3 protein-coding genes and 1 pseudogene are annotated in these 2,998 nt (G+C 28.7%); all 4 read left to right on the top strand.

Going from position 1 to position 2,998, the window contains the following annotated elements; translation table 11 throughout:
* Positions 1-393, top strand: a pseudogene (locus HX062_RS16010) (Vgr family protein); the annotation flags it as partial.
* 2 nt (positions 394-395) lie between these two features.
* The gene (locus tag HX062_RS16005) at positions 396-1,670 is read left to right on the top strand and encodes a zinc metalloprotease (protein WP_286468117.1); all 1,275 of its coding nucleotides are present in this window, start codon (positions 396-398) and stop codon (positions 1,668-1,670) included.
* Positions 1,667-2,491, top strand: a complete 825-nt coding sequence (locus HX062_RS16000; RefSeq protein ID WP_286468116.1) for a hypothetical protein — start codon at positions 1,667-1,669, stop codon at positions 2,489-2,491. Before HX062_RS16005 ends, HX062_RS16000 begins: the two co-directional genes overlap by 4 nt.
* Complete coding sequence (locus tag HX062_RS15995; protein WP_286468115.1) at positions 2,484-2,876, top strand: hypothetical protein; 393 nt, start codon at positions 2,484-2,486, stop codon at positions 2,874-2,876. Before HX062_RS16000 ends, HX062_RS15995 begins: the two co-directional genes overlap by 8 nt.
* Positions 2,877-2,998 lie beyond the last annotated feature (122 nt).

The raw sequence follows: 2,998 nt of genomic DNA, 5'->3' as shown, positions 1-2,998 counted from the left end.
AAAGATCCAAGTGGGAATGTATGGTATATGGATGGAAACAAGAATATAACTGTTACAGCTCCTGAGACGATGACACTCAACAGTAAGAATCTAAATATCAATGTAGCTGAGAATATGACTACGACTGTGACTATGAATAAAACAGAAACAGTTATGATGAATAGTTCTGAGCGAGTAGGACTTATGAAGAATCTAAACATAGGTGCTAACTATATGACTAATGTATTGGGAAAAATGGTAGAGTATATTAAAGGAAATCTAGAGTCTCATACAGAGGAAGATAGAGTTAATGTTAGCAATGGGAAGATTATGAACCAAAGTACTGGAAATATAGAACAGCATTCGGCACAAGAAATACAGAATAATTCAGGTGAAAAATCTAAAAATAATTAGAGATGAAGATTAGAGAGGTTGAAGGAGATATTATCGAAACTACAGGAGGAAATAGTTATGCTTATGCTCAAAAAGAAATTATTAATAGTTCAGAAGAAGTAGTCAGTCAAGTAGGTGCAGAGAGTGGTGTGAAGTATGGAAAGCCGTTAATTCCCATATTGGTTTATGAAGAATCTTATATTGTCCATTTTCGTCCTAACAGGACATGGAAAGGGGAGTTTGGTTTCGATTGGGTTAGAAATGGTACAGATAGTACGGTTCAAGTAGATGAGAGATATTCCGATATAGTAGGAAAGTATGGAATGCACTATGCAACAAGTAAAAAAGCAAAGTTTATAAAAAGTTTTCAAGAATATTTTAAATGTGTTAAAGAATATAATGTTATTAGTTCAATTAGAGAAAAATATTATATACCGTTTTTAACATTACTAGGTGGACAGGAAGTTACATTAGATTTATATTATAGAATAAGTAAAATTACTGATTCTGTTGAATTTGATTATAATAAAGAATTATTTACTGTAATATTGAATCAATCTCATCCTAGCGAAGAAGGAACATACTATAATGCTAATGCAATAACAATTAGAGCTTTGAAATCTTTTAACAAAAATCAAAGTATTAAAATTGTAAAAATAGAAGATGGTATAAAAAGTATTGTTGGTGAATTAGTGATTGTTAAAAATGGTGAGATTAAAAATGTTAAAATTTTACTGATAAATGTGTCATATCCTACAATTGATGGACAAAAAGACATTTCTCCAGAGGAAATATTAGTGTTAAGAAATTCGTTAAATCAAGCTTACATCCTTCCTGATATAGAGGAATTATCTGATGACTTAGTTGTAGAAAGTAATTGGTATGATGAGATTTTTTTTACTGCAAAAACGAAGGGTGATAAAAAAGTGTTAGATGATTCTAATATTAGATCAATTGTGCATTATTTTGATGATATTTTCATGAATGAAAAAGAAAATGACATTTATAACATGTATTATAGGATATACTCTGTTCCAAATTCAAAAAACTTAAATGGTATAGCTGGAGGTGTTGGCAATGAAAAAGCAGTCGTAGTGTTTGGAAATAGAGATAATACTACTACAGTTAGCCATGAATTATTACATGCAATGGGGTTATATCATAGTTTTGATAATGATGCAGGATATACATTTGAGATATATAAAACTGATAATATAATGGATTATAGCCACCATAAGAATAAGAATCGGTTTACAACAACAATTTGGCAATGGCGAAAATTAAATGATAAATTATGAAATATTTTTTGTTGGTTTTGTTTTTTATAAATGTTTCATGTAATGAGTTAAAAGTTAATCAAAAAAGTAATATTGTTAATGTGAAGATTGATACATTTGATATAAAAAATTTTAATGATTTTGTAAGTAGTGGAGGGAATAGTGATTCTAGTAAGAGGAAATTTACTAGGTATAGTTCTATATCAGATACAATTATAGAAGAAAAATCAATATTTGTACTACGAGAAAAAGAACGGTATTATTTAAAAAGTTTTATTCCTCCTGTTCCAAATTTGTATTTTTTTACTAGACAATATAATAGCTTAGGTCTCATTCATGTTGAGAGAGAGAGATTATGTAAAATTTTTCTAGGTTTTAAGTATGGAGTTTTTAAATTCTTTAATAAAGAAGGAAATATTGTAAAAATAGAGGATTATGCAGAAAAGTATGATGCTTTACCTTTTAATTTAGATAGTTTAATAAGCAAATTAGAAAAGACTAGAGTTGGTATTGGTAACTATAATACTTTGACTATTGAAAGAGCGATTAATGCAGAAGTACTAACCACTAATTTAATAGGAGAAGAAATGATTAAAGAAGAATTACTTAGAAGAGAGTTGGAAATGATAGGACAAAGTAATGAAAGACAGAGTAATTATTTTTACATCAATCCCTATGATAGGGAAGACGTAAAGCGTTTAGAAATAGATATTAATTGGAAAAGTAAGGAATGGGAGGTAATGAAGAAATTAGGTTTTGGTAAAGTAGTATTGTGCTATAATTATGAGACAGGTAAGTTGATGCGAGAAGAATATTTAATTGAGTTCCCAGAGATTGATTAATAGATCAGAAGAGTTTACTGATATTAAAATCCTTGATAATGTGATTTATAGCTTGTCTGAACCTAGTGTAGGACTTGTTAATACCTATAGATTTAATAAAATAGATTTAGATACAAGTACTGTATACACTACGAGTTTCAATCCATTCGGATTCTCTAATGTTATTATTAATGAATTTGATGTTTCTAAAGTTCTCTTGACTCTAGATAGTGGACAGTATAAACATAATGGATATGGATATAGGTTTTTTATTACATCTGATGATAAGGTTAGAGTATTTAAATCTGTCTTAAAAGATGAAGTATATAAATTAAACTTTGAGTTGTCAAAGCCAGATGAGAAGAATGTAAATGATCTGATAGAGTGGGATTCATCATTGTTTTAAAACTGAGTGTTTGAAGTATTAGGTATGTTTACTAGAAAAGGATTGAAAAAAAACTTAAACTTAGATGTGAAAGCTAGTGGTATATGAAAGAAGATTTTATAAGAGTGAAAACAAAAGGCTAT

Origin of the sequence: Myroides sp. DF42-4-2 (genome assembly GCF_030326445.1) — a bacterium.
Classification (GTDB): Bacteria; Bacteroidota; Bacteroidia; order Flavobacteriales; family Flavobacteriaceae; genus Flavobacterium.
The sequence above is the reverse complement of the archived record's forward strand: the minus strand, read 5'-3'. Positions and strand labels throughout refer to the sequence as shown.